General features: G+C 53.8%; 24 protein-coding genes. 14 read left to right on the plus strand and 10 right to left on the minus strand.

The window, feature by feature from the left end; genetic code table 11:
• Positions 1 to 15 precede the first annotated feature (15 nt).
• The 5 genes from accC to msrP form a co-directional block, all read right to left on the minus strand.
• Complete coding sequence (gene accC, locus CRO19_RS11095) at positions 16 to 1,365, minus strand: acetyl-CoA carboxylase biotin carboxylase subunit (protein WP_007891966.1); 1,350 nt, start codon at positions 1,363 to 1,365, stop codon at positions 16 to 18.
• An 11-nt stretch (positions 1,366 to 1,376) separates the two neighbouring features.
• A complete protein-coding gene (gene accB / locus CRO19_RS11100) occupies positions 1,377 to 1,844 on the minus strand; it encodes an acetyl-CoA carboxylase biotin carboxyl carrier protein (RefSeq protein ID WP_097095855.1) in 468 nt (155 codons plus the stop codon).
• A gap of 21 nt (positions 1,845 to 1,865) precedes the next feature.
• On the minus strand, positions 1,866 to 2,318 hold the full coding sequence (aroQ, locus tag CRO19_RS11105; protein ID WP_097095856.1) for a type II 3-dehydroquinate dehydratase: 453 nt from the start codon (positions 2,316 to 2,318) through the stop codon (positions 1,866 to 1,868).
• A gap of 232 nt (positions 2,319 to 2,550) precedes the next feature.
• A complete protein-coding gene (gene msrQ / locus CRO19_RS11110; RefSeq protein ID WP_097095857.1) occupies positions 2,551 to 3,153 on the minus strand; it encodes a protein-methionine-sulfoxide reductase heme-binding subunit MsrQ in 603 nt (200 codons plus the stop codon).
• Positions 3,154 to 4,158 carry a protein-methionine-sulfoxide reductase catalytic subunit MsrP gene (msrP, locus tag CRO19_RS11115; protein ID WP_097095858.1) on the minus strand — a complete coding sequence of 335 codons (1,005 nt, stop codon included), beginning with the start codon at positions 4,156 to 4,158 and terminating at the stop codon, positions 3,154 to 3,156.
• 324 nt (positions 4,159 to 4,482) lie between these two features.
• Here msrP and csrD point away from each other — a divergent pair, with 324 nt between their 5' ends.
• The 8 genes from csrD (at position 4,483) to tldD (ending at position 16,936) form a co-directional block, all read left to right on the plus strand.
• Positions 4,483 to 6,429 carry an RNase E specificity factor CsrD gene (gene csrD / locus CRO19_RS11120; protein WP_097095859.1) on the plus strand — a complete coding sequence of 649 codons (1,947 nt, stop codon included), beginning with the start codon at positions 4,483 to 4,485 and terminating at the stop codon, positions 6,427 to 6,429.
• 310 nt (positions 6,430 to 6,739) lie between these two features.
• Entirely contained in the window at positions 6,740 to 7,783 is a 1,044-nt protein-coding gene (gene mreB / locus CRO19_RS11125; RefSeq protein ID WP_007891976.1) for a rod shape-determining protein MreB, read from the plus strand.
• A 197-nt stretch (positions 7,784 to 7,980) separates the two neighbouring features.
• Entirely contained in the window at positions 7,981 to 9,015 is a 1,035-nt protein-coding gene (mreC, locus tag CRO19_RS11130; protein ID WP_097095860.1) for a rod shape-determining protein MreC, read from the plus strand.
• On the plus strand, positions 9,012 to 9,500 hold the full coding sequence (gene mreD / locus CRO19_RS11135; RefSeq protein ID WP_097095861.1) for a rod shape-determining protein MreD: 489 nt from the start codon (positions 9,012 to 9,014) through the stop codon (positions 9,498 to 9,500). Before mreC ends, mreD begins: the two co-directional genes overlap by 4 nt.
• An 8-nt stretch (positions 9,501 to 9,508) precedes the next feature.
• Complete coding sequence (locus CRO19_RS11140; RefSeq protein WP_097095862.1) at positions 9,509 to 10,102, plus strand: Maf family protein; 594 nt, start codon at positions 9,509 to 9,511, stop codon at positions 10,100 to 10,102.
• Complete coding sequence (gene rng / locus CRO19_RS11145; protein ID WP_097095863.1) at positions 10,092 to 11,561, plus strand: ribonuclease G; 1,470 nt, start codon at positions 10,092 to 10,094, stop codon at positions 11,559 to 11,561. Before CRO19_RS11140 ends, rng begins: the two co-directional genes overlap by 11 nt.
• A gap of 46 nt (positions 11,562 to 11,607) precedes the next feature.
• Positions 11,608 to 15,426: an AsmA2 domain-containing protein YhdP gene (yhdP, locus tag CRO19_RS11150; RefSeq protein ID WP_097095864.1), complete on the plus strand. Its 3,819-nt coding sequence runs from the start codon at positions 11,608 to 11,610 to the stop codon at positions 15,424 to 15,426.
• Positions 15,427 to 15,490: 64 nt separating this feature from the next.
• Positions 15,491 to 16,936 carry a metalloprotease TldD gene (gene tldD / locus CRO19_RS11155; RefSeq protein ID WP_097095865.1) on the plus strand — a complete coding sequence of 482 codons (1,446 nt, stop codon included), beginning with the start codon at positions 15,491 to 15,493 and terminating at the stop codon, positions 16,934 to 16,936.
• 84 nt (positions 16,937 to 17,020) lie between these two features.
• On the opposite strand, the gene aaeR is transcribed toward tldD, so the two are convergent.
• Entirely contained in the window at positions 17,021 to 17,938 is a 918-nt protein-coding gene (gene aaeR, locus CRO19_RS11160) for an HTH-type transcriptional activator AaeR (RefSeq protein WP_097095866.1), read from the minus strand.
• A 258-nt stretch (positions 17,939 to 18,196) separates the two neighbouring features.
• Here aaeR and aaeX point away from each other — a divergent pair, with 258 nt between their 5' ends.
• The 5 genes from aaeX (at position 18,197) to CRO19_RS11185 (ending at position 23,164) form a co-directional block, all read left to right on the plus strand.
• Positions 18,197 to 18,400 (plus strand): p-hydroxybenzoic acid efflux pump operon protein AaeX, encoded by a 204-nt coding sequence (aaeX, locus tag CRO19_RS11165; RefSeq protein WP_007891984.1) that lies wholly within the window; start codon positions 18,197 to 18,199, stop codon positions 18,398 to 18,400.
• A 9-nt stretch (positions 18,401 to 18,409) separates the two neighbouring features.
• Complete coding sequence (gene aaeA / locus CRO19_RS11170) at positions 18,410 to 19,339, plus strand: p-hydroxybenzoic acid efflux pump subunit AaeA (protein ID WP_097095867.1); 930 nt, start codon at positions 18,410 to 18,412, stop codon at positions 19,337 to 19,339.
• An 11-nt stretch (positions 19,340 to 19,350) separates the two neighbouring features.
• Positions 19,351 to 21,303 (plus strand): p-hydroxybenzoic acid efflux pump subunit AaeB, encoded by a 1,953-nt coding sequence (aaeB, locus tag CRO19_RS11175; protein WP_097095868.1) that lies wholly within the window; start codon positions 19,351 to 19,353, stop codon positions 21,301 to 21,303.
• Positions 21,304 to 21,414: 111 nt separating this feature from the next.
• Positions 21,415 to 22,869, plus strand: coding sequence for an NAD-dependent succinate-semialdehyde dehydrogenase (locus CRO19_RS11180; protein WP_097095869.1), 1,455 nt, complete (start codon positions 21,415 to 21,417; stop codon positions 22,867 to 22,869).
• A 25-nt stretch (positions 22,870 to 22,894) separates the two neighbouring features.
• The gene (locus tag CRO19_RS11185; RefSeq protein WP_097097640.1) at positions 22,895 to 23,164 is read left to right on the plus strand and encodes a barstar family protein; all 270 of its coding nucleotides are present in this window, start codon (positions 22,895 to 22,897) and stop codon (positions 23,162 to 23,164) included.
• A 51-nt stretch (positions 23,165 to 23,215) separates the two neighbouring features.
• On the opposite strand, the gene yhcN (CRO19_RS11190) is transcribed toward CRO19_RS11185, so the two are convergent.
• From yhcN (CRO19_RS11190) to argR, 4 genes are all read right to left on the minus strand, one after another.
• Positions 23,216 to 23,482 carry a peroxide/acid stress response protein YhcN gene (yhcN, locus tag CRO19_RS11190; RefSeq protein WP_097095870.1) on the minus strand — a complete coding sequence of 89 codons (267 nt, stop codon included), beginning with the start codon at positions 23,480 to 23,482 and terminating at the stop codon, positions 23,216 to 23,218.
• Between the two features lie 102 nt (positions 23,483 to 23,584).
• Positions 23,585 to 23,851, minus strand: a complete 267-nt coding sequence (locus CRO19_RS11195) for a YdgH/BhsA/McbA-like domain containing protein (protein ID WP_097095871.1) — start codon at positions 23,849 to 23,851, stop codon at positions 23,585 to 23,587.
• A 90-nt stretch (positions 23,852 to 23,941) separates the two neighbouring features.
• A complete protein-coding gene (gene yhcN / locus CRO19_RS11200; RefSeq protein ID WP_097095872.1) occupies positions 23,942 to 24,205 on the minus strand; it encodes a peroxide/acid stress response protein YhcN in 264 nt (87 codons plus the stop codon).
• A gap of 489 nt (positions 24,206 to 24,694) precedes the next feature.
• Positions 24,695 to 25,165, minus strand: a complete 471-nt coding sequence (argR, locus tag CRO19_RS11205; protein WP_008101964.1) for a transcriptional regulator ArgR — start codon at positions 25,163 to 25,165, stop codon at positions 24,695 to 24,697.
• A gap of 424 nt (positions 25,166 to 25,589) precedes the next feature.
• On the opposite strand from argR, the gene mdh reads away from it, so the two are divergent.
• Positions 25,590 to 26,525 carry a malate dehydrogenase gene (gene mdh, locus CRO19_RS11210; protein ID WP_097095873.1) on the plus strand — a complete coding sequence of 312 codons (936 nt, stop codon included), beginning with the start codon at positions 25,590 to 25,592 and terminating at the stop codon, positions 26,523 to 26,525.
• Positions 26,526 to 26,564 lie beyond the last annotated feature (39 nt).

Here is a 26,564-nt window from a genome sequence, read left to right on the forward strand (position 1 = left end):
TGCTCTGCGCTGCAATTACTTCTCTTGCAGGCCGAGTTTCTTCTCCAGATAGTGGATGTTCGTCCCACCTTGCTGGAAGTTTTCATCGGACATGATTTTCATCTGCAGCTCAATGTTGGTCTTGATGCCGTCGATGATCAGTTCCGCCAGCGCATTCTTCATGCGCGAGATTGCCACGTCACGATTTTCACCGTAGGTAATCAGCTTACCAATCATGGAATCGTAGTACGGTGGCACGCTGTAACCGGCATAGATATGCGATTCCCAACGTACGCCAAAGCCGCCCGGCGCGTGGAAACGGGTGATCTTGCCCGGACTTGGCAGGAAGGTGTTGGGATCTTCGGCGTTGATACGGCACTCCACCGCATGACCGCGAATGATCACATCTTCCTGTTTAATCGACAGTGGCTGACCAGCAGCAATGCGCAGCTGCTCTTTGATCAGATCCACGCCGGTGATCATCTCGGTCACCGGATGTTCAACCTGAATACGGGTGTTCATCTCGATGAAGTAGAACTCACCGTTTTCGTACAGGAATTCAAAGGTACCCGCACCGCGATAGCCGATATCAATACAGGCTTTGGAGCAGCGCTCGCCGATATAGCGACGCAGTTCCGGCGTGATGCCCGGCGCTGGTGCTTCTTCGACGACTTTCTGGTGACGACGCTGCATTGAGCAGTCGCGTTCAGCCAGATAGATAGCGTTGCCCTGGCCGTCGGCCAGCACCTGAATTTCGATATGGCGCGGATTCTCGAGATACTTCTCCATATAAACCATGTCGTTGTTGAAAGCCGCTTTGGCTTCCGCTTTCGTCATGTTGATGGATTGCTCAAGATCCTTGTCGCTGCGCACTACGCGCATACCGCGACCGCCGCCGCCGCCAGAGGCTTTGATGATCACCGGATAGCCGATGCGCTTAGCGAAGGCACGGTTTTTTTCCATGTCGTCGGTCAGCGAGCCATCCGATCCTGGTACGGTAGGTACGCCAGCTTTCTTCATGGCGGTGATAGCAGACACTTTGTCGCCCATCAGGCGAATGGTGTCGGCTTTTGGACCAATGAAGATAAAGCCAGAGCGCTCAACCTGCTCGGCGAAATCGGCGTTCTCAGAAAGGAAGCCGTAACCCGGGTGGATAGCAACCGCGCCGGTAATTTCGGCGGCAGAGATCAGTGCCGGGATGTTCAGATAGCTTTTGACCGAAGGTGGCGGGCCGATGCAGACGGTTTCATCTGCCAGCAGCACGTGCTTCAGGTCACGGTCCGCAGTTGAGTGGACGGCAACAGTCTTGATGCCCAGCTCTTTACAGGCACGCAGAATGCGCAACGCGATCTCACCACGGTTAGCAATGACAATTTTATCCAGCATGCTTCGCCTCGTTATTCGATGATGACCAGCGGCTCGTCAAATTCAACCGGTTGGCCGCTTTCGACCAGGATCGCCTTCACAACACCGGATTTGTCGGCTTCGATCTGGTTCATCATTTTCATCGCTTCAACGATGCACAGGGTGTCGCCAGCATTCACTTTTTGGCCGACTTCGATAAAGGCTTTCGCATCCGGGCTTGGGGTGCGATAGAAGGTGCCAACCATCGGCGAACGCACGATGTGGCCACTGATTTCTGGTTTAGCGGCTTCAGCGGCAACCGGTGCTGCTGGTGCAACGGCAGTCGCCAGCGCAGGTTGCTGCATCATTGGCGCAGCGTAAGCCTGCTGCATCATCGGGTAGCCGGTATTTGCAGGTGAACGGCTGATACGAACGGACTCTTCGCCCTCGGAGATTTCCAGCTCGGAGATGCCAGACTCTTCAACCAGTTCGATCAGTTTCTTAATTTTACGAATATCCATGAGTGTGGTTCCGTACTCTGTTTAATTGGAATGTGACAGGCGTTTTACTGCCGTTTGTAAAGCCCAAGAGTATCCATCAGCGCCAAGTCCACAGATGACGCCGGCAGATACATCGGAAAGATAGGAGTGATGTCGGAACGGCTCGCGTGCATGCACGTTAGAGAGATGCACCTCAATAAAAGGAATACTAACCGCCAACAGGGCATCACGCAGTGCAACACTGGTATGCGTGAACGCAGCAGGGTTGATGATGATGTAATCCACATTACCGCGTGCTTCGTGGATACGATCAATCAACTGAAACTCTGCGTTCGATTGCAAATGACTCAATTTCACATGGTGCTGATCGGCCTGCTGCGTCAGATCGTCGACGATTTGCGTCAGCGTAGTATGACCATACTTATCAGGCTCACGCGTTCCCAGTAAGTTAAGATTGGGACCGTTCAAAAGCAGTATGTGAAATTTGTGCGCCATCTTGCTGCTATCTCCTGCAATCAGTAAGGCATCGCGTAAAATACCGCGACATCTTTCGTTTGTCACCCTTACGGATGAAAAAGAAGACTTCGCCTGCAATAAAGCCGGGCATTATATCCGTTTCGTCGACATTCGCAGCAAAATACTGGTCTTATCTGCGAAGTTGATCGGATGTGGCCCGAAGGCCACACGTTTTAACAGATATCGCGGGAGGAACACAACCTTGCGGGGACTATCTGTGGAGAAGTTTACGCAACTTATTGTAACGCCACGCTAACAGCCCCATAGCCAGTACGGCGTAAATCACGGGCTGTGGCGACAGCACTTTCACGGACCATAAATAGTGAATGGGGGCGAGGATCGCGACAAGATAGATGCCATTGTGCAGCGTTTGCCAGCGACGGCCGAGCTTGCGTTGCATGCGTTGAAATGAAGTGACTGCGAGGGCAAATAACATCACCCAGCTGATCATGCCCAGTAACAGATAAGGGCGTGAAACGATCTCGCTACCGAGTAGACGCAGATGATCGTAGCCCAGTTCCAGCAAGTAGTAGCTGGTTAGATGCAAACTCGCCCAGGCAAAACACCACACCCCGAGTAAGCGCCGGGTACGAATCAATAACGGCTGTTTAAGATAGCGCGTGAGCGGGCTGACCAGCAGCGTGGCTAACAGTAATTTCAGCGCCATTCTGCCGGTAAAATGTTGGATGTCTTTCGCCGGATCGGCGCTTAGCCATCCCTGGCTCGCGGCCATAAAAAGGTAAACAAACGGCAGAAAAGCTGCCAGATGCAGCACGACTTTTAACGCTGTGATGTGGCGTAAAGTGAGGCGCACTTAATAGTTCTCCCGTAGGTCCAGGCCGCGATACAACGAAGCCACCTCTTTCGCATAGCCGTTAAACAGCAGCGTCGGTTGGCGATCGACCTTCAAAATCCCGCCCGCACCGATGAAGCGTTCAGTGGCCTGCGACCAGCGCGGATGATTAACATGCGGGTTCACGTTGGCATAGAAACCGTACTCATTGGCAGCGATCTGGCTCCATGTGGTAGGTGGACGATCGTGCGTCAGCGTGATTTTCACGATCGATTTAATGCCTTTGAAACCATATTTCCACGGCACCGTCAGACGAATCGGTGCGCCATTCTGCGGCGGCAGCGCCTTGCCATACACGCCGGTGCTGAGCAGCGTCAACGGATGCATCGCTTCATCCAGACGTAAACCTTCAACGTAGGGATAATCCAGCCCACCGCCGATAAAGCGATCTTTCTGCCCCGGCATTTGGTCTGGCGCATACAGCGTTTCAAACGCGACGTAGCGCGCGTTACTGTTCGGCTCAACCAGCTTCAATAATTTGTTCAATTCGAAGCCAACCCACGGAATCACCATCGACCAGGCTTCAACACAGCGCATACGATAAATGCGCTGTTCCATGGCGAAGCGCTTGAAGATGTCATCCATATCCAGCGTCATCGGTTTGGCGACTTCGCCTTCAATGCGTAGCTGCCAGGGATCGGTTTTCAGCGTACCGGCGTTGGCCGCAGGATCGGCTTTATCCAGACCAAATTCGTAGAAGTTGTTATAACCTGAGACCTTATCAAACGGCGTCAGCGGCAAATCCGCCTGCCATTCAGCCGGTTTAGTAAACTGCAAATCTTTGCCTGCTGGCGCCGGCGGGCGGTCGTTACCTTTAAACCAGCCCAGCACATCGGCGTGTGCTGTACCTGGCAAACTGGCTGCTGCGGCACCTAATCCTAGTGCTTTCAGCACCTGACGGCGGCGCATATTAAAGACGCTTTCTGGCGTGACGTCGGCTTCTGTGAGCAAGTGCTTCAGGTTCATGACGCTCTCCTGCGAATAATGAATTGTGGTTAGCATGCTTAACTTCAGCGTTGGGCGCTAACTTACTGGTCAAAATGTGAAATTTCCTGGTGCTGCCACGCCTTTGAGAATAAGACGAAAAGGCCCACGTCAAAGTCAGGTCATCGAGGATTGACGCTATACTCGCGCCGAAGCGCTTATCGAGCTCAGTTCAGCGCTATTTTGATGCGAGTCTGGCGCTGAATCACACAGTAATCTGTGTTATTTTGCTCAGGTTTGCGCCAATGGTAAGAGTGGCGTCGACGGATTAACACCGTTCATAACCGCAGTAATGCAGGCACAGGGATGCGATTAACAACTAAATTTTCTGCGTTTATTACATTATTAAGCTTACTGGCAATGCTTCTGATGCTGGTGGGCTGCGCTTTTAGTTTTATTTGGCTATCGCAGCAACGCGTGGAAACGCGCATGCATACGCTAGCGGTTGAAGTTGATAAAGCGCTGGCGACACAATCGCCGCAAGAATTAACGCAGTGGCTGACGCGCATGATGCCCGTGGTGAATGCCGAACAGATGCAATTGATCAATGGCGAGACACTCGTGTTCAGTTTAGCCCGCCATGAAAATCCGATGCTGGAAGATGAGCCTAATCGCTTTGTTCAGTTCGATTTGCCGCTAAAGCATTCGCCCGGGCTCGAACTTCGTATCGTAGTGCTTGATCCCGCAAAAACCTGGTTCCGTTCTTTTACGGGTGCTTACACGCTAATTGTGCTACTCACCGTGGTGGGCATCATGTCTGCGCTGCTGGTGATGACCCATCGTTGGCTAAATCGTCGCTGGCATAATATGGAGCAGTTAGAAGCGCGGGCCGAACGTATTCTGGCCGGTGAGCGCACAACGCGCAGCGACGCTATCGATGAGTGGCCGCCAAAAGCCAGCCGCGCTATGGATGCATTACTGGGTGATTTAAAAGAAGCAGGCGAACAGCGGTTACGTATTGATACCTTAATTCGTACTTTCGCGGCGCAAGATTCGCGCACGGGTCTGAACAATCGTTTGTTCTTTGATAACCAGCTCGCGACCTTGCTTGAAGATCAGGAAGATGTCGGTACTCATGGGGTTGTCATGATGGTACGCCTGCCGGATCTCGATACGCTGCACGAAACGCTCGGCCCCACGCTGGTGGAAGAGTACCTGTTTGATCTCATCAATATGCTCTCTACGTTTGTGCTCAGGTATCCGGGGGCATTGTTGGCTAGGTATTTTCGTAGCGATTTCGCCGTATTGCTGCCGCATCGTACCCTGAAAGAAGCCAACAGCATCGCCGATCAGCTGATCAATGCCGTCGACTCGCTGCCACCGATGCGCATGGTTGACCGCGACGATTTAATTCACATTGGCATCAGCGCGTGGCGCAGCGGACAAAGCGTGGCGCAGGTGATGGAAAATGTAGAAATGGCAACGCGACGCGCGGCATTGCAAGGTGGCAATAGCTGGTCGGTCGGTGAAGGGAATACGCTGGATATGGGACGCGGCAGCGTGCGCTGGCGCACCTTGCTGGAGAATACGCTGAATCGCGGCGGCCCGAGGTTATATCAGAAACCAGCACTGCTATTGGATGGTAAAGTCCATCATAGAGAGTTGCTGGCGCGGGTGTATGACGGCGATAAAGAAGTGGTTTCGGCCGAATTCATGCCGCTGGTGCTGCAGCTAGGCATGACCGATAGCTGGGATCGCCAACTTGTTACGCGTATTGCTGCCCTCTCTGAGATGTGGCCCGATGAAACGCTGGCCTTGCCGGTCAATCTCGATTCACTTTTGCAGCGGCCTTTCCAGCGCTGGCTGCAAAAACTGCTGTTGCAGTGCAGCAAATCGCAAAGAAAACGTTTTTTATTTGAACTTGCAGAGGCCGACGTTTGTCAACACCTCAACCGTTTAGTACCGGTTTTCCATATGTTAACCGCATTTGGCTGTCGTATTGCGGTGGATCAGGCGGGTTTGACGGTGGTGAGCAGCGCTTACATCAAGCAGTTCCCAATTGAGGTGATCAAGCTCGCGCCGGGTTTAGTGCGAAATATCGAACGGCGCACTGAGAACCAGCTGTTCGTGCAGAGTCTGCTGGAAGTGTGTAAGTCGTCGCCGACGCAGGTTTTCGCGGCGGGCGTACGTACCAGCGCGGAGTGGCAAATGCTGTCAGGCTTGGGCGTTTCAGGCGGGCAGGGCGATTTCTTTGCCCCTTCACTGCCGGTCAACAGTAATGTGAAAAAACACTCACAACGTTATCGGATTTAAACCTTCAGCCTGCGACGTGCAGGCTGAAGGCTGTTTATCTCGCTTATTTATGCCGGAACGCGCGATCCTGGCGGCTGGAAATGTTAGATTTTATGTCGAAATTACCCCGCAATTACTGAGGTAATTTGGGTTAATGTGGCGTGTTAACGCCATTTAACGGCGGCGAAAGACGAGACTATCAGGCCAAAAAATTAATCAGCGTATTTTTTCACCGAAGCAGAACGTTTTTGCGCCTTGTAGCGGCTTCGCGTGGTTGGTAAAGTAGGCGGATTTTATTTTCCGCCCCCAGCTTGCAGGATTATCCCTTAGTATGTTTAAAAAATTTCGTGGCATGTTTTCCAATGACTTGTCCATTGACCTGGGTACCGCGAATACCCTGATTTACGTGAAAGGACAAGGCATCGTGTTAAACGAGCCTTCAGTGGTTGCTATTCGTCAGGATCGTGCCGGCTCCCCAAAGAGCGTAGCGGCTGTCGGTCATGACGCTAAGCAGATGCTTGGCCGTACGCCGGGCAATATCGCTGCTATCCGTCCTATGAAAGATGGCGTTATCGCCGACTTCTTCGTCACTGAAAAAATGCTGCAGCACTTCATTAAGCAAGTGCATAGCAACAGCTTTATGCGTCCAAGCCCACGGGTGTTGGTCTGCGTACCCGTTGGCGCGACCCAGGTAGAGCGTCGTGCCATCCGCGAATCTGCACAGGGTGCAGGCGCGCGCGAAGTCTTCCTGATTGAAGAACCAATGGCTGCGGCGATTGGTGCGGGTCTGCCCGTTTCTGAAGCGACCGGTTCAATGGTTGTCGATATCGGTGGTGGTACCACTGAAGTGGCGGTGATCTCACTGAACGGCGTGGTTTACTCCTCTTCTGTACGCATTGGTGGTGACCGCTTCGATGAAGCTATCATTAATTATGTGCGTCGCAACTACGGTTCACTGATTGGTGAAGCCACTGCGGAACGCATTAAACATGGTATTGGTTCGGCCTATCCTGGTGATGAAGTGCACGAGATTGAAGTGCGCGGTCGTAACCTCGCCGAAGGTGTGCCGCGCGGCTTTACGCTGAACTCAAATGAGATTCTGGAAGCCCTGCAGGAGCCGCTGACCGGTATCGTGAGCGCGGTGATGGTTGCACTGGAACAGTGCCCGCCAGAGCTGGCTTCAGACATCTCCGAGCGCGGAATGGTGCTGACGGGCGGCGGTGCGCTGCTGCGCAACCTTGATCGTCTGCTGATGGAAGAGACCGGTATTCCGGTGGTCGTTGCAGAAGATCCGCTGACTTGCGTTGCGCGCGGCGGCGGTAAAGCGTTAGAAATGATCGACATGCATGGCGGCGATTTGTTCAGCGAGGAGTAATTCCTCAACGGCTGAGACCCTGATCAAATTGCGCAGGGAATAGCGCCTATACCCAAAATTATTCGAACGCGACTAAAGTTTGAAGGATGAGGGATATACGCTGACGCTGCGCACGACGGCGTGATGCGTCCAGCCCTGGAGGCGTTGGTGATTTAAACTAACGCTTCTTCCCTGATGTCGAGGAATACGCAGAATTTATGAAGCCGATTTTTAGCAGGGGGCCTTCCCTGCAGTTGCGCCTCTTTCTGGCAGTCATTGTGGCTATCGCGATTATTATCGCCGATAGCCGCGTGAGCTCCTTTTCCCAGATTCGCAACTACCTGGACACGTCGGTCAGTCCATTTTATTTTTTGGCCAACGGGCCACGACAACTTCTTGACGGCGTCTCTGATACGTTGGCTTCACGCCAGCAATTAGAGCTGGAAAATAAAGCGCTGCGCCGTGAGCTCTTCCTGAAAAACAGTGACCTGCTGATGCTGGGGCAATACAAGCAGGAAAACGCGCGTCTGCGTGAACTGCTCGGCTCGCCGCTGCGCCAGGATGAGCACAAGATGGTGACCCAGGTCATTTCAACCGGTACCGATCCTTACACCGATCAGGTTGTCATCGACAAAGGCAGCGTAAACGGCGTTTACGAAGGCCAGCCGGTGATCAGTGATAAAGGCGTGGTGGGGCAAGTCGTTGCCGTCGGTCAGGTAACCAGTCGCGTATTGCTGATTTGCGATGCTTCCCATGCGTTGCCGATTCAAGTGCTGCGTAATGATATTCGTGTCATCGCGGCCGGTAACGGTTGTAGTGAAGATCTGCAACTTGAGCATCTGCCGGGCAATACCGATATTCGTGTGGGCGATGTGCTGGTGACCTCTGGCCTTGGCGGACGTTTCCCGGAAGGTTATCCGGTTGGCGTGGTCTCCTCGGTTAAAGTGGATACACAACGTGCTTACACGGTGATTCAGGCGCGTCCGGCCGCCGGTCTGCAACGTCTGCGCTATTTGCTGCTGCTGTGGGGTGCGGATCGTAACGGCTTAACGCCGATGGCGCCGGATGAAGTCCACCGCGTCGCCAACGAGCGTTTAATGCAGATGATGCCGCAGGTTCTCCCGCCTGCTGGTGAAATGGGACCGCCCGCACCGGATATGATGCAGCCCGCTCAGCAAATGGGGCCGCCGCAACCCGCTAATAGCAGTCGTTCGCAAGGGAATTCTGCGAACACACGCGGAGGCCAGCCTTGAGTCGATATCGCAGCCAGGGCCGATGGGTTATCTGGCTGTCCTTCCTGATTGCCCTCATCCTGCAAATCATGCCGTGGCCGGAACAAATCTATATGTTCCGGCCTTCATGGCTCTTACTGATCTTAATTTACTGGGTGCTGGCGCTGCCGCATCGGGTTAATGTCGGTACCGGTTTTTTTCTTGGTGCAATCATGGATCTGGTGGCGGGCTCAACGCTGGGCGTACGTGCGCTGGCGTTCAGCATCATCGCGTATTTGGTGGCCTTTAAATTTCAGTTATTCCGAAACTTAGCGTTGTGGCAGCAGGCATTAATGGTTATGGTGCTGTCCCTAGCGGTGGATGTGATTGTTTTCTGGGCAGAATTCCTGGTGATCAACGTCTCTTTCCGCCCGGAAATCTTCTGGAGTAGCGTGGTCGACGGCATCCTCTGGCCTTGGCTATTCTTATTAATGAGAAAGATTCGCCGCCAGTTCGCTGTTCAGTAAGGAATACTATGATTACCCTGTACCTCGCATCCGGTTCACCGCGTCGACGTGAGCTGTTAACGCAGCTTGGTCTGCAATTTGAACGCCTGATAACCCATGTCGAAGAGCAGCGCCAGCCAGAAGAAGCGGCTGAGGCTTACGTGCGTCGTCTGGCATCCGATAAGGCGCGCGCGGGCGTTGCGGTGGCGCCGCAGGATCTGCCGGTTCTCGGGGCCGATACCATTGTGGTGCTGAATGGCGAAGTACTGGAAAAACCGCAGGACGCCGCGCATGCCGCCGCAATGCTGAGCAAGCTGTCGGGGCAAACCCATCAGGTGATGACGGCTGTGGCACTGGCCGATACCCAGCGTGAATTGGACTGCCTGGTGACCACCGACGTGACCTTCCGCAAGATGTCAGCGGAAGAAATTTCGCACTATATTGCCAGCGGCGAGCCGATGGATAAAGCCGGCGCGTACGGAATACAGGGCCTTGGCGGCAACTTTGTCCGCAAGATTAATGGAAGTTATCATGCCGTAGTGGGATTGCCACTGGTTGAAACCAGCGAGCTGCTGAGCCATTTTCAGTCACTGCGGGCGTTAAGGGGACAAGATGACGGCTGAACTGCTGGTAAATGTGACACCTTCGGAAACCCGTGTTGCCTACATTGATGGCGGCATTCTGCAGGAAATCCACATTGAGCGCGAAGCACGACGCGGCATCGTGGGAAACATCTATAAAGGACGCGTCAGTCGCGTCTTGCCGGGTATGCAGGCGGCGTTTGTCGATATCGGCATGGAAAAAGCCGCCTTTCTACACGCCTCCGATATCATGCCGCACACCGAATGCGTGGCGGGTGATGAGAAGAAAAATTTTGTGGTGCGCGACATCGGCGAACTGGTGCGGCCCGGCCAGGACTTGATGGTGCAGGTGGTTAAAGATCCGCTTGGCACTAAGGGTGCGCGTCTTACCACCGACATTACTTTGCCTTCGCGCTATCTGGTGTTTATGCCCGGCGCTTCACACGTTGGCGTATCGCAGCGTATCGAAACGGAAGCCGAGCGCGAGCGCCTGAAAGCGGTGGTTGCGGCCTATTGCGACGACTTGGGTGGCTTTATTATTCGTACCGCCGCCGAGGGCATTGGGTCCGAAGAGCTGGCGCAGGATGCCGCCTTCCTGAAGCGTTTATGGACCAAAGTCAGCGAGCGTAAAAAGCGCAATCAGACGCGCTGTCTGCTGTACGGTGAACTGGCGTTAGCGCAGCGCGTACTGCGTGATTTCGCTGGCGCGGCGCTGGATCGCATTCGCGTCGATTCGCGTTTGACCTGCGATTTGCTGGTGGAATTCACCAGCGAATACATTCCGGAAATGGCCAGCAAGCTCGAGCTCTACAGCGGCAAGCAGCCGATTTTTGATCTGTTTGACGTTGAGAATGAAATCCAGCGATCGCTTGAGCGCAAGGTGGAGTTAAAATCCGGCGGCTATCTGATCATCGATCAAACCGAAGCGATGACCACGGTGGATATCAACACGGGTGCCTTTGTCGGACACCGCAATCTTGACGAAACCATCTTCAACACCAACATTGAAGCGACGCAAGCTATTGCGCGTCAACTGCGGCTGCGTAATCTCGGCGGCATTATCATTATCGATTTCATCGACATGAGTAATGACGAACATCGGCGTCGCGTGTTGCATTCGTTAGAGAGTGCGCTGAGCAAAGATCGGGTAAAAACCGGCATTAATGGCTTCTCTGCGCTCGGTTTAGTGGAGATGACGCGCAAACGCACGCGTGAAAGTATTGAACATGTGCTGTGCGCGGATTGCCCGGTGTGTAAAGGACGCGGCACGCTAAAAACGGTGGAAACCGTGTGTTATGAGATCATGCGTGAAATTGTGCGTGTGCATCACGCTTACGATTCTGACCGTTTCCTGGTGTACGTTTCACCGGCGGTGGGCGACGCGCTGAAGGGCGAAGAGTCACACGCGCTGGCGGAAGTGGAAATCTTCGTCGGCAAGCAGGTCAAAGTCCATGTTGAACCGCTCTATACCCAAGAGCAGTTTGATGTCGTTATGATGTAATCGTGAGGTTTCGCTCCGTAAGCCAACGGACAGCAAGGAGAGGTGTGTGAGGCGGTTGCCGAGGATTTTGTTACTGCTGCTCGCCGCAATCATCGTTATTGTGGCGCTGCTGGTCAGCGGGCTGCGCCTCGTGATGCCGCACCTCAACAGTTATCGCAGCGATATTCTGCAGACGATCTCCCGCGTCAGCGGCGTTACGGTGGATGCTAGCGAACTGCAGGGGAAATGGGAGAATTTCGGACCCACGCTACAGGTGCGCGATCTCAACATTTCGATGCAGGAAGATGGCCAACTTACCATCGGCCGCGTCAACCTGGCGCTCAACGTCTGGCAATCGCTGTTGCACTGGCGCTGGCAGTTCCGCGATCTCACCTTCTGGCAACTGCATCTTGCAACCAACCAGCCGTTGCTCACCAGTGATAAACAAAAAAACAGCTTCAAGCCTGGGCAAATTAACGATCTGTTCCTGCGCCAGTTTGACCACTTCGATCTGCGTGATAGCAGCATCCGTTTCCTAACGCCGTCCGGCCAACATGCCGAGCTGGCGATTCCCCGCCTGACCTGGCTTAACGAAGATATGCGCCATCGTGCCGAAGGCGAAGTGAGCCTCTCCAGCTTTACCGGTCAGCATGGCGTGGTGCAGGTACGGCTCGATCTCAACGATAACAACGGCTTGCTTAGCGATGGTCGCATCTGGATGCAAGCCGATGATGTCGATGTGCGCCCGTGGATTGGGCCGTGGTTGCGCGATAATACCAGCCTCGAAAGCGCGCGCTTCAGTCTCGCCGCTTGGGTAAATTTGCGTGATGGTGAGGTTTATGCCGGCGATCTGCTGCTGAATAAAGGCGGCGCACGCTGGCGCGGCGAGCAGGGCGATCATCAGCTGCAGGTTGATGGCTTAACGGCACATCTATCGCGCTTCCAGAACGGCTGGAGTCTTTCGGTGCCGCAAACGCGTTTGAGTACTGACGGCATCGCGTGGGCGCCAGGGCATTTCTCTCTGCTTTGGAAGCCGGAAGATAAGCAGATGCTCGGCGCTAACAGTTCGCCGGAAGTGCGCGTGCGTGCAACCCAACTCGATCTGGAACGTCTGGCGCCTATCGCACCGCTGTTTGCTCCGCTTTCTCCGACCTTGCTGGAAAACTGGCGTGCGCTGCAGCCGCGCGGGCACATTGATGCGCTAGCACTGGATATTCCTTTACAGCAGCCAGAGCAAACGCGCTTACAGGTAAAATGGCACGACCTTGCCTGGCAACAGTGGGAGCTCCTACCGGGAATCAGTAACCTCAGCGGTAGCGCCAGCGGCAGCCTTAATAATGGCCAGCTGGACGTGGCGATGGGCCAGGCCGACGTGCCATACGGTGATATGTTCCAGGCACCGCTGCAGATTAAGCAGATTACCGGCAAACTCAACTGGCAGCGCGATGCTAACGGCTTAACGCTGGACGGTCAGCAGCTTGATGTGCAGGCGCGTTCGCTATGGGCGCGCGGCGACTTCCGCTATCAGCAAAATCTCGGCAAAGCGCCCCGGCTTGATATTCTCGCTGGGATTCGCGTCACTGATGCTGGTGATGCCTGGCGCTATTTCCCGCAACAGTTAATGGGACACGACCTTACCCACTATCTCAGTACCGCGATTAAAGGCGGGCAGGTGGATAACGCCACGCTGCTGTTTGCCGGCGATCCATCGCTCTTCCCGTTCAAGCACAATGACGGCATGTTCGAAGTTTGGGTGCCGCTGCGCAACGCCACCTTCGCGTTCCAGCCCGGCTGGCCAGCATTAGAAAACCTCGATATCAATCTCGATTTCCTCAACAACGGGTTATGGATGAAGGCGGAGAAAATCCGGCTCGGCGACGTGGATGCACGTAACGTCAGTGCGGTGATTCCGGATTACCTGAAAGAGAAGCTGATTATTGATGGCGATATCAGTGGGGAAGGTCAACAGATCGCGGACTATTTCGAGCAAACGCCGCTGAAATCGACATTGGGCGCGGCGCTGCAGCAACTGCAGATTGGCGGCAATGTGCGTGGCTCATTGAACCTTGATATTCCTCTGGATGGTGAAGAGGTGCACGCCAGCGGTAACGTGGTGATGAACAATAACAGTCTGCATATCAAGCCATTAAATACCACTCTGAACAACCTTACCGGACGATTCCGTTATAACAACGGCAATCTTGAAAGCGAAGAGATGCAGGCAACCTGGTTCGGGCAGCCAACGGGCGTGAGCTTTAGTACCCAGGAAAATCCGGACGACTTTGGCGTTAACGTTAAGCTGTTGGGCGACTGGCAGCCAGGCAAACTAAAAATGCTGCCGGCAGGCATTGCGCGACAGCTGAGCGGCTCATTGCCGTGGCAGGGCAATGTCGATATCACGCTGCCGCATAGAGGTGGCGCGAGTTACAAGGTGGAACTGAAAGGTGATGGCAAAACAGTAAGCAGTCACTTACCTGCTCCATTAGATAAACCCGCCGGTGAAGCGATGCCGATTACCATTAACGCCAACGGTGACCTGAAAGGCTTTACCCTCAGCGGTAGCGTGCACGATAAGCATCGTTTCAACAGTCGCTGGCTGCTGGAACCGCAGCTGCGTGTCGATCGGGGGATTTGGCTTAACGATGCGAAAAGCACGCCAAAGCTGCCTGAAAATCGTGGCATGGAGCTGAACCTTCCCGCGCTGGACGGTGAAGCCTGGATGGGATTACTGGCAGGTGCGGGCGGTTCACGTAACGCGCAGGGCGAACCTGAAGTGGGCGGCGCGCTGTTGCCGGGTGATTTCATTCTCCGCACGCCGGCGCTGATGCTGGGTGGCCAGCAGTGGCACGACGTTAACGCGACGATTACCCAGGGCCCAAGCGGTAATACGCGCTTACAGCTGGAAAGCCGTGAAGCGCGCGGCAGCTTGCAGACAGCGCAGCATGCCCCCTGGCAGATCGACCTCAGCTATCTTTACTACAATCCTGAATGGGCCGATGAAAACGACGATAAATCTTCGCCGTTTAGCGGTGGCAGCAGCAATATCAATTTCAGCAGCTGGCCCGCATTGCAGCTCAATTGTGATGAGTGCTGGCTGCGTGGGCAGAAGTTTGGCCACATGCAGGCGAAGCTGCAGCCACAGGGAGATATGTTAGCACTTACTAACGGGTCAATTGATTCCGGCAGCTCGAAGCTCAATGTGGCGGGCGAATGGGTGAATAAACCTGGCGATCAACGCACTTCCTTGAAAGGTAGCTTGAGCGGTAAGAATATTAATGATGCTGCCAACTGGTTTGGTATGAACACGCCGCTGCGCGATGCGCCGTTCAAGGTGGATTACGATCTGCATTGGCGTTCTGCGCCGTGGCAGCCATCAGAAGAGACGCTAAGCGGTACGCTGAAAAGTCACTTTGGCAAAGGGCAGATTGCGGATGTGAATACCGGCCGCGCCGGGCAGCTGTTACGTCTGTTCAGTTTTGATGCCTTACTGCGTAAGCTGCGTTTCGATTTCAGCGACACCTTCAATGATGGCTTCTATTTCGATTCTATCAACGGTACCGCGTGGATTGAAAATGGTGTGATGCGTACCGATAACCTGCTGGTGGATGGGCTCGAGGCGGATATCGCCATGAAGGGCAATATTGATCTGGTGAAGCGCCAGATTGATATGGAGGCGGTGATCGCACCCGAAATCTCCGCTTCAGTCGGCGTGGCAACCGCCTTCGTGGTCAATCCGGTGATTGGTGCTGCGGTGTTTGCCGCCAGTAAAGTGTTGGGGCCGCTGTGGAACAAGATTTCACTGCTGCGTTATCACATTAGCGGACCGCTGGATAAGCCGGAAATCAATGAAGTGCTGCGCAAACCGCGCGAAGACGATAAGAAGTGAATTTGACGCCGTCGGGTAATTGCCGCAGGCTATGACTATCCGAGCACATAATGAGTGAGAAACGATGACTCTGAATCTGGTAAGTGAGCAGTTGCTAACTGCGAACAGCATTAATCAGCAGGACCTTTATTCCCTGTTAGGGCAGCTTTCAGAACGTCGTCTGGATTATGCCGATCTCTATTTCCAGTCCAGTTTCCACGAATCCTGGGTGCTGGAAGACAAAATTATTAAAGATGGTTCCTACCATATCGATCAAGGCGTAGGCGTGCGCGCCGTGAGCGGAGAGAAAACCGGTTTCGCTTATGCAGACCAGATTTCCCTGAATGCGCTGCGCCAGTCTTCCGAGGCCGCGCGCAGTATCGTACGCGAGCAAGGTAACGGTAAAGCCCATACCTTGTCGGCGGTAATGAATCGTTCGCTTTATGCGCCGGTCAATCCGCTGGATAGTCTGACGCGTGAGGACAAAATTGCGTTGTTGCACCGCGTCGATAAAGTGGCGCGCGCTACCGATCCACGCGTGCAGGAAGTGAATGCCAGCCTGAGCGGGGTTTACGAGCAGGTGCTGGTCGCGGCAACCGACGGTACGTTGGCGGCAGATATTCGTCCACTGGTGCGACTTTCCATCAGCGTGCAAGTGGAAGACCAGGGCAAACGCGAGCGCGGCTCAAGCGGTGGCGGTGCGCGTACCGGTTATGAATTCTTCCTCGCCGATGAGAGCGGCGATGTGCGTGCCGATGCATGGGCGCGTGAAGCGGTACGTATGGCGCTGGTGAATCTGTCTGCCGTTGCGGCGCCAGCCGGTATGTTGCCGGTGGTACTGGGTGCCGGTTGGCCGGGTGTGCTGCTGCATGAAGCCGTGGGTCACGGTCTGGAAGGTGACTTCAACCGCCGTGCTACCTCGGTGTTTAGCGGCAAAATGGGCCAGCTGGTGGCGTCAGAGCTATGTACTGTGGTTGACGATGGCACCCTAGAAGGTTTGCGCGGTTCGCTGGCCGTCGATGATGAAGGCGTGCCGGGTCAGTACAATATGCTGATTGAAAACGGTGTGCTGAAAGGCTATATGCAGGACAAGCTGAATGCGCGGCTGATGGGGGTGAATCCAACCGGCAACGGTCGTCGCGAATCCTATGCGCATCTGCCGATGCCGCGGATGACCAATACCTACATGCTGGCCGGTAAATCGACGCCGCAAGAGATCATCGAAAGCGTGGAATATGGCATTTATGCACCTAACTTCGGTGGCGGACAGGTGGATATCACGTCCGGTAAATTCGTGTTCTCGACGTCAGAAGCCTATTTGATCGAGAACGGCAAAGTGACCAAACCGGTGAAAGGCGCAACGCTGATTGGCTCCGGTATTGAAGCGATGCAGCAGATCTCAATGGTCGGCAACGATTTGGCGCTGGATAAAGGCGTCGGCGTGTGCGGTAAAGAAGGTCAGAGCGTGCCAGTGGGCGTGGGTCAGCCAACGCTGAAGCTGGATAAAATCACTGTGGGTGGTACGGCTTAATCTTCTGAAAGAGATGTGGTGCGCATAAATGCGCACCCTACGCCGCGGGGTCGCCATTAATGGCGACCTGGTAGGCAACCATCATCACCCCTTGCGATGCTGCTGATACTGCTGCGCCACCTGCCTGAAATATTCGGTCAGATAATCAATACACACCTGCACTTTGAGCGGCAGCTTATCCTTCTCGGTATAGAGGGCATACACCGGGCGCGGCTCCGAATGATATTGCGGGAACAGAATATCGATTTCGCCGGCGCTAATCTCATCAATCACCCACATTAGCGGTACATAAGCGATACCACACCCGGCTTTCAGCCAGCGAATTAGCGTTTGCGAATCATTGGTCACGAAACGGCCCTGTGGCGTGAGGCGAGTCACCACCCCTTCCGGTGCGACCAGCTCGAAGGTGTTATCTGGCCGCACGCTGTATTCAAGCCATGAAAAGTTATCAATTTCGCCAGGTTTCTCTGGCGTACCGTGCTGCGCCAAATAACTTTTGGCCGCGCACACCACCATCGGCATCGCACCCAGGCGGCGTGAAAACAGATTTGAATCCTGTAAGGCACCCACGCGTACCACCAGATCTAAACCGTTGGCGATCAAATCCGGTGCCGGAATGCCGGTGACCAGATTGACGCTCAAGCCGGGATATTCGCGTAACATTTCGCTGGTCATGGCCGATAAAACATTTTGCGCCATGGTTGATGAGCAGCCGATACGCAGAATGCCAATCGGCGTGTTATTAAAGGCGTAAAGCTGCTCGTGCACCTGTGATGCCTCGGCCAGCATGCGGCGGCAGCCTTGAAAGTAGATTTTCCCGGCTTCAGTCAGGCCAATACTGCGCGTGCTGCGATTGAGCAATTTGACCTGCAGCTCATCTTCCAGTTTGGCAACAATCTGGCTAATCGACGAAACGCTAAGCTGAAGCTGACGTGCTGCGGCGGTAAATGAGCCCAATTCAACCACTTTGGCGAAAATGGACATGCTTTTAAGTCGATCCATTGTTTACTCTGGCTAAAAAGTGATTTAGCTCACAATATGTAGAAAACGTATAGTCAAGCGCGTTACTATACGCGCGCTGGGTCTCTTCACTGCACCTGAACACGGCTGTGTTAACCCGATGATACGCTATGATTAGCTCAACGCGGCCTGAATGTTGCCATCAGTTTATCCGTCTTCCCCTGATCGTAAAGCCAACGTGCTCAACCGCATGTGGGTCGGTATCGGTGCAATCCGGCAAGGTCGAACTAAGGATCCGAAATGAGTGTGCTTCCGGTATTTGTCGTATTCGGGCTGTCTTTTCCGCCCATCTTCGTTGAACTCTTGGTTTCGCTGGCGCTGTTCTGGCTAGTGAAACGCGTGCTAACGCCGAGCGGGATCTACGATCTGGTTTGGCATCCAGCACTGTTTAACACAGCGTTGTATTGCTGTGTGTTTTACCTTGTATCCCGTTTATTCGTCTGAGGTTTTTAAGTGAAAGCGCTAATAAGAAAAATCGCGCGATACGCGATTACGCTCCTGCTGGTTATCATCGCTATCGTGATCATCTTCCGCGCATGGGTGTTCTACACCGAATCACCGTGGACGCGTGATGCTAAATTCTCCGCCGATGTCGTGGCGATCTCGCCTGACGTCACCGGCATCATTACTGACGTGCCGGTGCATGACAACCAACTGGTGAAAAAAGGCGACACGCTGTTTGTGGTGGATCGTCCACGCTACCAAAAAGCGCTGGATGAAGCCCAGGCAGATGTTGAATATTACCAGGCGCTGGTGAGTGAAAAACGTCGCGAAGCCAGCCGCCGTAATCAGTTGGGTACCAGCGCCATGTCGCGTGAAGCGATCGAGCAATCCAACAACGATCTGCAAACCAGCGAACATCAGCTGGCCAAAGCGGTGGCAACCCGCGATTTGGCGGTGATCGACCTCGATCGCACCACCATCAAAGCGCCATCTGATGGCTGGGTCACCAACCTCAATGTCTACCAGGGTGAGTTCATCACGCGCGGTTCCGTCGCTGTTGCGCTGGTACAGCAGCACTCCTTCTATGTGCTAGCGTACATGGAAGAGACCAAGCTGGATGGCGTGCGTCCGGGCTTCCGCGCGCAAATTACGCCGCTGGGCAGCAATGTCGTGTTGCGCGGCACCGTCGACAGTATTGCTGCGGGCGTTACCAACAGCAGCAGCACCAGCGACAGCAAAGGCATGGCGACCATCGACTCGAATCTGGAGTGGGTGCGCCTGGCGCAGCGTGTGCCGGTGCGCATTCGTCTTGACGATCAGCCGGGTAATCGCTTCCCAGCGGGGACCACCGCGACGGTGGTGATCACTGGCGCCCAGGATCGCGAAACCAAAGTCTCCCCGATGGCGCAGTTGTTCAATCGCCTGCGTGAGTTTGGTTAAGCGAGGGCGTTATGATTGAGTTTTTGCGTTTCCCGGTGAAGCTGACCTTCGCGCTGGTTGCAGCGTTGATGATTGGCTTTCACTTCAATCTGGAAACGCCGCGTTGGGCGGTAATGACCGCCGGCATTGTGGCCGGCGGTACCGCTTTTGCTGCGGGGGGCGATCCCTACTCTGGCGCACTGCGCTATCGCGGCATCCTGCGCATCATCGGTACCTTCATTGGCTGTATCGCTGCGCTTACAATCATGATTGCCACGGTGCGTGCGCCGGTGGTCATGTTGCTGATCTGCTGCATGTGGGCGGGCATGTGCGTCTGGCTCTCGTCGCTGATCAAAGTTGAAAACTCTTACGCGCTCGGTCTTGCCGGTTACACCGCGCTGATCATTGTGGTTACCGCCGATGCCAGCGGTGGCTTAACATTGGCGCCGCAATATGCGGTTGAGCGCTGCAGTGAAATCGTCATCGGTATTTTGTGTGCCATTCTCGCCGACATGCTGTTCTCACCGCGATCGATCAAAAAAGTGATTGAGCAGGAAGTGGATGCGCTGCTAGTGGCGCACTACAAGCTATTGCAAATGTGCGTAGCGCATGAGGATAAAGAGGAAGTCGATAAAGCCTGGAGCGCGTTAGTGCGTCGCACCACGGCACTTAGCGGCATGCGAAGTCAGCTGATGATGGAATCTTCACGCTGGAAAAATGCCAGTCGCCGCCTGCAAATGCTCAACACCTTATCGCTGACGATGATCACTCAGGCCGCCGAAACCTTCCTGATTCAGAACTCGCGCCCGGAATACATTCCACCGCACTACCGTTTATTGATCGAAAAAGAGGTCAGTAGCGTCGACGATGTGCATAAGCGCATGAAGGTAATGCGGCGATTAATTGGCGTCAGCAGTAAAGCTGTCCCGGTGACGCTGGCGAGTTGGGTTGGCGCGGCGACGGAATATCTTTTACTGATCAATGGGGTAAAAAGTAACAGTCGCATCACCACCTTAGAAGAGAATATTCTGCAGCGTGAAGTGGTGATTCAGGCGCGTTCAGCTGAAACCCATCATGCAATGATCAACGGCGTGCGCACTTTTGTGGCGACCGCGCTGGGTTCACTGTTCTGGTTGTATACCGGCTGGACCTCGGGAAGTGGTTGTATGGTCATGCTGGCGGTGATTACCGCGCTAGCGATGCGCATGCCCAATCCGCTGCTGATGGCCAAAGACTTCCTCTACGGAATGACGGTAGCCGTGCCGCTTGGCGCGCTCTACTTCGTTTTTATTCTGCCCGCCACGCAGCAAAGTGCACTGCTGTTGTGTATTGCCATCGGCGCGCTGGGCTTTATCGGCGGCATCTTCGTGCAGCGTCGCCAGCTTGGTACGCTGGGTGCCCTGATTGGTACCCTGAATGTGCTGGTGCTGGATAACCCGATGAAGTTCGAGTTCAACGTGTTCCTCGATAACGTGCTGGGCCAGGTGATTGGCTGCTTTGTGGCGATGATGGTGATTTTACTGATTCGCGATAAATCCAAAGCGCGTACCGGACGTAAATTGCTGAACCGCTTTATGTATGCTGCCGTCGCGGCGCTGACGACTAATCAGGCGCGTCGCCGTGAAAATCATCTGCCGGCGCTGTATCAGCAACTGTTCTTGCTGCTCAATCTTTTCCCAGGCGATATCGATAAGTATCGCATTGCGCTGACGCTGATTATTGGGCATCAACGCCTGCGCAATGCGGAAGTGCCGGTGAATGCTGATCTGTCGGCCTATCATCGTCAGTTACGCCATACGGCGGATAGCATCATTTCAGCCACCAGCGATGATAAGCGCCGCTATTACTTCCAGCGTTTGCTGCAGGAGCTAGATGTTTACCAAGAGAAGCTGCAGCACTATTCTGCTCCCATCAACGTTACCGAACCGGTGAAGCGGTTGGCGCTGATGTTGGATAAGTATCAGAACACCTTAATACAAATCTGAAACTGGCCGCTGCAGCGCGCAGCGGCCTTGTTGATCCCACGTTGACACAAAAACCTCCCTTATTGGCATCTATACTTTCCTGACAGGACGTAAACTGACTGGAGAAAACTGATGTCCACCTCCCTGCAACAACATGAATTGTTCAAGACGGGCTATTTCGCCGATGGCCAATGGCACAACGCCAGCGCAACCTTTGAGGTCACTAATCCTGCCACCGGCGACGTTTTAGCGCAGGTAGCGAAAGCCGGTAAACAGGAAACCGAACAGGCGATTGCCGCCGCACAGCTTGCGTTTCCCGCCTGGCGCGATAAAACCGCTAAGGCGCGTGCCGACATCCTCAATCGCTGGTATCAGCTGATTATCGAAAACAAAAGCTGGCTGGGCCAGTTGATGACGGCCGAGCAGGGCAAACCGCTCAAAGAAGCCGAAGGCGAAGTGGAATACGCCGCCAGCTTTATTCAGTGGTTTGCCGAGCAGGCGAAACGCGCCAACGGCGAAATTATCCCGCCCGCTAAAGCGGGCTCGCGCATTCTGGCGACGCGCGAACCGATTGGCGTGGTGGCGGCCATCACGCCGTGGAATTTCCCGATGGCGATGCTGACGCGCAAACTTGGTCCTGCGCTGGCTGCTGGTTGTACTGGCATCATCAAACCTGCCAATAACACCCCGCTGAGCGCCTTTGCGCTGCTGGCGCTGGCGCAGAAAGCCGGGGTGCCGGATGGCGTGCTGAATGCGGTCGCGGGTGATACGCATGCGATCAGTGACGCCATTATGGCAAGCAAAGTGGTGCGTAAAATCTCCTTCACCGGTTCAACTGCCGTGGGGAAAACGCTGATGCGCAACGCTGCGGAAACCATGAAAAAAGTCTCAATGGAACTCGGCGGCAATGCGCCTTACATCGTGTTTGATGACGCTGATATTGATGCGGCGGTACAGGGCGCCATTGCCAATAAATTTCGTAATGCCGGGCAGGTATGCGTTAGCGTCAACCGCTTTTATGTGCATAACGCCGTCTACGATCGCTTCGTCAACCAGCTGGCAGAGGCCGTTGGCAAACTCAAAGTGGGTAACGGCGTGGAAGAGGGCGTTATTGTCGGGCCGCTGATTGAAAAATCAGCGCTGGAGAAAGTCGAGGAACACGTCAAAGACGCGTTGAGTAAAGGTGGCAAACTGCTGGTCGGCGGTGAACGCCATCCGCTTGGCGGCAATTTCTGGCAACCCACCGTTATCACTGAAGCCCATGAAGAGATGAAGCTGGCCCAGGAAGAGACGTTTGGCCCGGTGGCAGCATGCTTCCGTTTCGATGATGAAGCAGAGGTGATTCAACGCGCCAACAATACTGAATTTGGTCTGGCGGCTTATTTCTACACGCAGAATTTACAGCGCGTGTTCCGCGTATCGGCGGCGTTGGAGGCGGGCATGATCGGTATTAACGAATGTGCGGTCTCCACCGAGCTGGCACCGTTTGGCGGAGTGAAAGAGTCTGGGCTAGGACGTGAAGGTTCGGTGCTGGGGATGGAAGAGTATCTGGAAGTGAAAGCGCTGCATCTGGGTGGACTGGCTTAGTCGCTGCAATTATGAGGGCGTCATGATGAGAACCGAGCGTTTCGATTTCGACGAAATCGTCGATCAAGCCCATTTCTTCCGACAGTTTAGCGATCGTTTTTTTCTTGCCGATCTCGCCATCAACGATCTCGACGATCTTTGGGGCGCGATTATCGGTGAGCAGCTGCCGCTACCGCTGGAGATTGAGTTTGTAAATCTGGGGAAAGGGCAGAAACGCCGGTATGGCGCCTTGATTCTGCTATTTGATGAAGCAGAAGAGGAGCTGGAAGGCCAGCTCCGCTTCAATGTAAAGTAAAAAAGGGCCCCGGCGAGCGGGGCCAAAGGGTTCGTCTTAACTGACGAGGAATTACTTATACAGCTCAGCGGTCATGTGATAGCTGTCGCCGGTTTTGGCTTCAATCACTTTATAAGCGCTGGCGCCTTGCGCATCGGCTTTCTGAGAAAGCTCAGCGCGATAATCCATTGGCGAACCGCCGGTTCCGCTGATTGAAATAGTGCTGCCGGTAGGTTGCAGATTCTGCGCCTGTTGTTCGGTGACCAGTTGTGCTGCAGAAGCACCAAAGGCGAGCAGGGAAAGCAGGCTAGCAGTTGCGATGGTTGTTTTGATTTTCATAATTTTCTCCTCGTTTAATCAACAACCTGCGGCATAAAAGGGGGAGGCGGGTCGTCGATCTATTGCCTGGCGCGTATTGGGCACCGGACGTTTGATTATTGATTATTTGTACAGTTCAGCAGTGACGTGGAAGGTATCACCACGATTGTTCTCAATGATGCGGTAATGGCTGGCACCCTGAGCATCAGCTTTCTGTGACAGTTCCTGACGTACATTGGTCTGGTCGCCGTCTACACCGCTCACGCTGATGGTTTGATTCAGTGATTGCAGCTGTTCAGCTTGCTCGTTAGAGACCAGGCTCGCGGCGCTTGCGCCGAAAGACAGAACAGAAGCCAGACTTAGTACTGCGATAGCTAATTTGGTTTTCATTATTCACTCTCCTGAAATTTGGGCTGGCAACCTGAGAGGCAAAAGCGTCTCAAACGGGTCGCCGTTCACATTGCGTCTTGAATCAGTAACTTATTTGTACAATTCAGCGGTAGCGTGATAGCTGTCACCGGTGTTCGCCTCGATCACGCGGTAAGCTTTCGCGCCCTGCTGATCGGCTTTATCGTTAAGCTGCTGACGGATATCCATTGGAGAACCGCCCACGCCGCTGACGCTGATGGTGCCTGCGGGTTGCAGATTCGCGGCCTGTTCGGCGTTGATAGAATCTGCTGCAAAAGCACCAAATGACAGAGCAGAGAGAATACTTAAAGTTGCGATAGTAGTTTTAACGTTCATGATATTTTTCCTCGTCGTCTATTTTTATCTTTTTCTTTCGTGTGATTTGCATCACGAAACTAAGTATAGATCTAATCACCCATGAAATTAATATCCAGCTAATAATGTTTGGTTGTAATTCTTTATCCTTATGGCACTTTTTTAGAACCTGAAGTTATAAAAAACGCCTGGATCTTAACCAGAGGCGGTTATTTCAAAGTAAAAACAATGATCTACATCAAATTATCTTTTAGTGCGAAAGATCGTGGTTGATCTCGCTGGCTGATACGCAATGAGAAGGGAATGACACTGAGCACGTAATGTAAAGCAGTGTAAAATAGCGCATTAGGTTAAGCAGGAGCAAAGGTCGTACCAATTTTGGAAGATGCAGATAACCGCTGGGTATATGGATAACTTATTATTTACAAAGGGATTTGTGACAGATTGGTTAAATAAGGGGCGAGAAGGGGAATAATACCGGCAGTCGAACTGCCGGTAATCTGCAGGGTTTTAAAGCTCTTGTTCGAATAAAACCAGAATCGCGTCGTACAACTGTTTTACCGAGAAGGTGCGTGCGGGCGTAATAAAGATGGTGTCATCACCGGCGATGGTACCGAGGATGCCTTCGGCTTTGCCGAGCGAATCCAGCAGGCGTGCAATCAGCTGCGCAGCGCCCGGGCTGGTATGAATGACCACCAACGCATCGTTGTAGTCGATATCAAGCACCAGATTTTTCAGCGGGCTGGTGGTAGTAGGAACACCAAGCTCAGCGGGCAAACAGTAAACCATTTCCATCTTGGCGTTACGAGTACGCACTGCACCGAACTTGGTGAGCATACGAGAAACTTTCGACTGGTTGATGTTCTCGAAGCCGTCTTCCTGCAGCGCCTGCACGATTTCGCCCTGAGAGCTGAATTTCTCTTCCTTCAATAAGGCTTTGAACGCCTTAATCAGGTCGTCTTGTTTTGATGGGTTTCGCATAAGCTACCAATAAAAAGAGGGTTGCAGCAGGCAACAGGCCCGCAGCAGATAAATTATTATGCATTTAGATGAATTTTTATGCAATGAATCTGATGAGAGAATCGCGGTAATGACCTGCGGGGGCGAGATCATACCAGAGTTTTTCGGCACGCCAAAATCGCGGGTTGGCGCGCAAAGCGAAGGTTGCAATGTTGTTATATTATTGAGGTGGTAACAAAAATATTGATGATCATTGCCGTCCATTGTCTTCTGGCTGCGAATGTATCATTCAGGCGACTTCTGAAGTAGAGATGTCTCGGGAGCCGATTGCGGCGTGATGTTAAGTGCGCGACAGGTTTAGTCGCTATCGCCTGAGAAGTTGATTAAACTCGTAACCTGATGGATTTTCGGCATATCTCTGCCCCACCTTAATAAGGAGTTCAGGATGAAAGTTGCCGTTCTCGGTGCCGCTGGTGGTATTGGCCAGGCACTCGCACTACTGCTTAAAACGCAATTACCCGCAGGCTCAGCACTCTCACTTTATGATATCGCTCCGGTAACCCCGGGTGTCGCGGTGGATCTCAGCCATATTCCTACTGCCGTAACCGTTGAAGGGTTCAGCGGTGAAGATGCGACGCCAGCGCTGCACGGCGCTGACGTAGTACTGATCTCAGCCGGTGTGGCACGTAAACCGGGCATGGATCGCGCCGACCTGTTTAACGTTAACGCCGGTATCGTACGTAACCTGATTGAACAGGTTGCCAGCACCGCGCCTAAAGCGCTGATTGGCGTCATCACCAATCCAGTCAACACCACGGTGGCAATTGCGGCCGAAGTGCTGAAGAAAGCGGGCGTATATGACAAGAACCGCCTGTTTGGCGTTTCGACCCTTGATATTATCCGCGCCAATACCTTTGTGGCGGCGCTGAAAGGCAAGCAACCTAACGAGATTGAAGTGCCAGTGGTGGGCGGGCACTCGGGCGTGACCATTTTGCCGCTGCTGTCACAGGTGAAAGGCGTAAGCTTCAGCGAGCAGGAAGTCGCGGATCTCACCAAACGTATTCAGAATGCGGGCACCGAAGTGGTGGAAGCCAAAGCCGGTGGCGGATCGGCGACGCTGTCGATGGGGCAAGCGGCGGCACGTTTCGGTCTGTCGCTGATTCGCGCGCTGCAAGGCGAAGCCAATGTTGTGGAGTGCGCCTATGTAGAAGGCGATGGCGAATACGCCCGTTTCTTCTCACAGCCGCTGCTGCTGGGTAAAAACGGCATTGTTGAGCGTCGCCCGCTTGGCACGCTGAGTGCTTTCGAACAGCAAGCGCTCAACGGCATGCTGGAAACGCTGAAGAAAGATATCGCGCAGGGCGAAGAGTTTGTGAAGTGATGCACGCTGAGCGGCAATAAAAAAACGCCCGGTCTTAGC

Source organism: Candidatus Pantoea floridensis (assembly GCF_900215435.1).
Lineage (GTDB): Bacteria > Pseudomonadota > Gammaproteobacteria > Enterobacterales > Enterobacteriaceae > Pantoea > Pantoea floridensis.

Excerpts from the sequence above, each read along its gene's own strand:
- accC (WP_007891966.1), bottom strand. The coding sequence starts at position 1,365 with ATGCTGGATAAAATTGTCATTGCTAACCGTGGTGAGATCGCGTTGCGC.
- accB (WP_097095855.1), bottom strand. The coding sequence starts at position 1,844 with ATGGATATTCGTAAAATTAAGAAACTGATCGAACTGGTTGAAGAGTCT.
- aroQ (WP_097095856.1), bottom strand. The coding sequence starts at position 2,318 with ATGGCGCACAAATTTCACATACTGCTTTTGAACGGTCCCAATCTTAAC.
- msrP (WP_097095858.1), bottom strand. The coding sequence starts at position 4,158 with ATGAACCTGAAGCACTTGCTCACAGAAGCCGACGTCACGCCAGAAAGC.
- csrD (WP_097095859.1), top strand. The coding sequence starts at position 4,483 with ATGCGATTAACAACTAAATTTTCTGCGTTTATTACATTATTAAGCTTA.
- mreB (WP_007891976.1), top strand. The coding sequence starts at position 6,740 with ATGTTTAAAAAATTTCGTGGCATGTTTTCCAATGACTTGTCCATTGAC.
- mreC (WP_097095860.1), top strand. The coding sequence starts at position 7,981 with ATGAAGCCGATTTTTAGCAGGGGGCCTTCCCTGCAGTTGCGCCTCTTT.
- CRO19_RS11140 (WP_097095862.1), top strand. The coding sequence starts at position 9,509 with ATGATTACCCTGTACCTCGCATCCGGTTCACCGCGTCGACGTGAGCTG.
- rng (WP_097095863.1), top strand. The coding sequence starts at position 10,092 with ATGACGGCTGAACTGCTGGTAAATGTGACACCTTCGGAAACCCGTGTT.
- tldD (WP_097095865.1), top strand. The coding sequence starts at position 15,491 with ATGACTCTGAATCTGGTAAGTGAGCAGTTGCTAACTGCGAACAGCATT.
- aaeR (WP_097095866.1), bottom strand. The coding sequence starts at position 17,938 with ATGGATCGACTTAAAAGCATGTCCATTTTCGCCAAAGTGGTTGAATTG.
- aaeX (WP_007891984.1), top strand. The coding sequence starts at position 18,197 with ATGAGTGTGCTTCCGGTATTTGTCGTATTCGGGCTGTCTTTTCCGCCC.
- aaeB (WP_097095868.1), top strand. The coding sequence starts at position 19,351 with ATGATTGAGTTTTTGCGTTTCCCGGTGAAGCTGACCTTCGCGCTGGTT.
- CRO19_RS11180 (WP_097095869.1), top strand. The coding sequence starts at position 21,415 with ATGTCCACCTCCCTGCAACAACATGAATTGTTCAAGACGGGCTATTTC.
- CRO19_RS11185 (WP_097097640.1), top strand. The coding sequence starts at position 22,895 with ATGAGAACCGAGCGTTTCGATTTCGACGAAATCGTCGATCAAGCCCAT.
- yhcN (WP_097095870.1), bottom strand. The coding sequence starts at position 23,482 with ATGAAAATCAAAACAACCATCGCAACTGCTAGCCTGCTTTCCCTGCTC.
- CRO19_RS11195 (WP_097095871.1), bottom strand. The coding sequence starts at position 23,851 with ATGAAAACCAAATTAGCTATCGCAGTACTAAGTCTGGCTTCTGTTCTG.
- yhcN (WP_097095872.1), bottom strand. The coding sequence starts at position 24,205 with ATGAACGTTAAAACTACTATCGCAACTTTAAGTATTCTCTCTGCTCTG.
- argR (WP_008101964.1), bottom strand. The coding sequence starts at position 25,165 with ATGCGAAACCCATCAAAACAAGACGACCTGATTAAGGCGTTCAAAGCC.
- mdh (WP_097095873.1), top strand. The coding sequence starts at position 25,590 with ATGAAAGTTGCCGTTCTCGGTGCCGCTGGTGGTATTGGCCAGGCACTC.